Source organism: Plantactinospora sp. B5E13, assembly GCF_039871775.1.
Classification (GTDB): Bacteria; Actinomycetota; Actinomycetes; order Mycobacteriales; family Micromonosporaceae; genus Plantactinospora.
On sequence record NZ_JBDPLT010000104.1, the window covers coordinates 1 to 1,692 of the forward strand.

General features: G+C 68.5%; 1 protein-coding gene. It reads left to right on the forward strand.

What is annotated here, in order from left to right:
• Positions 1-121: 121 nt before the first annotated feature.
• Positions 122-1,510, forward strand: coding sequence for an IS1380 family transposase (locus tag ABGB05_RS36845; protein ID WP_347658663.1), 1,389 nt, complete (start codon positions 122-124; stop codon positions 1,508-1,510).
• Positions 1,511-1,692: the final 182 nt, after the last annotated feature.

A 1,692-nucleotide genomic window follows, 5' to 3' on the forward strand; every position in this document is an offset into this window, starting at 1 on the left:
AGCCTCGATCCACCGATGAAGATCGGCCCGGCAGGACCCCGGAGATAGAAAGTGCCCTCTGAACTGGAAGGATAGGAGTGCTTCAGGCTTCTATCGCTCGGTTCGAGAGGGCACCTCGCAGGTGAGATTACGCTATGACGCGCCGGTGACGGCCGTGACGTTCGATGATGCGAATCTGGTGTCGTGTGCCGGTCTGGTCCCGGTGATGCGCCTGGCCGAGCAGGCCGGTCTGCATGACGCGGTCGCCGACCGGGTGAGCCTGCCGACGGACAAGGGCGCGAACCCGGCCGGCAAGGTCGCCGCGATCGTGGCCGGGATGATCGCCGGTGCGGACAGCATCGATGACCTCGACGTGGCTCGGCACGGCGGGATGCGGTCACTGTTCAGTAGCGTGTACGCACCCTCGACGCTCGGCTCGTTCCTGCGCACCTTCACCCACGGGCACGTGCGGCAGTTGCAGGCCGCCGCCCGTGACACCCTGATCGGCCTGGCCGGCCGGGTACCGATCCTGGCCGGCGCGGACGTGTTGACGTTTGTGGACATCGACTCGATGCTGCGGCGGGTCTACGGCAAGCAGAAGCAGGGCATCGGGTTCGGTCACGCCAAGGTCGGTGGCTACAACGTCTGGCTACGCGGCTACAACCCCCTCGTGGCGACGTTGTCCACCCCGCTGTCGGCGCCGGTCGTCGCCGCCACGAGGCTGCGCTCGGGTAACACCGGTTCCAGCAAGGGCGCTGCCAGCATGATCGCCGAGACGATCGGCACCGCCCGCGCCTGCGGCGCGACCGGCGAGATCGTCGTGCGGGCCGACTCGGCGTTCTACGCCAAGACGGTCATCAGCACCTGCCGACGCCACCAGGTGCGGTTCTCGGTCACCACCCGCATCGACACCAAGATCCGCGCCGCCTGCGACGGCATCGCCGAGGACCAGTGGATCGACATCCGATATCCGCGGGCCGTCTGGGACGAGGACGCCGGGCGGTGGATCTCCGACGCGCAGATCGCCGAGACCACCTACACCGCGTTCGCCGGCACCCGGCACGCGGTGACCGCAAGGCTGATCGTGCGCCGGATCCGCCGCGACGACCCGGCTCAGGCCCCCGGCCAGGAAGAACTCCTGCCCGCCTACCGGTACCACACGGTCTTCACCGACAGCCCCTACACCCTCGTACAGGCCGAAGCCCAGCACCGGCAGCACGCGGTCATCGAGCAAATCAACGCCGACCTGATCGCCGGCCCCCTCGCCCACCTGCCCTCCGGCCGGTTCAACGCCAACGCCGCCTGGCTGACCTGCGCCGGACTCGCCCACAACCTCACCCGGGCCGCCGGGCACCTCGCCACCGGCACCTGGACGACCGCCCGAACCACCACGATCCGGACCCGGATCGTCAACGTCGCCGCCCGCCTCGCGCACCGGGCCCGCACCATCCACCTGCACCTACCCGAGTATTGGCCCTGGCAGGCCGCGTTCGAGAATCTGTTCACCGCCGTCCATACCGCACCCGGCTGACCACCACATACCGACCGGAACCAGGCGGCCCCGACCACAGGCCACGAACCCCGCCCCACCCCCGCACAACCCTGCCCCGAGCAAGCCGACCACGTAATCGGCGAATCCACCCTGCCCCGAAACCACATCGGATCAAATCTATTCAACTGCGATCAACACGAACCGCATCGGTGGATCGAGGC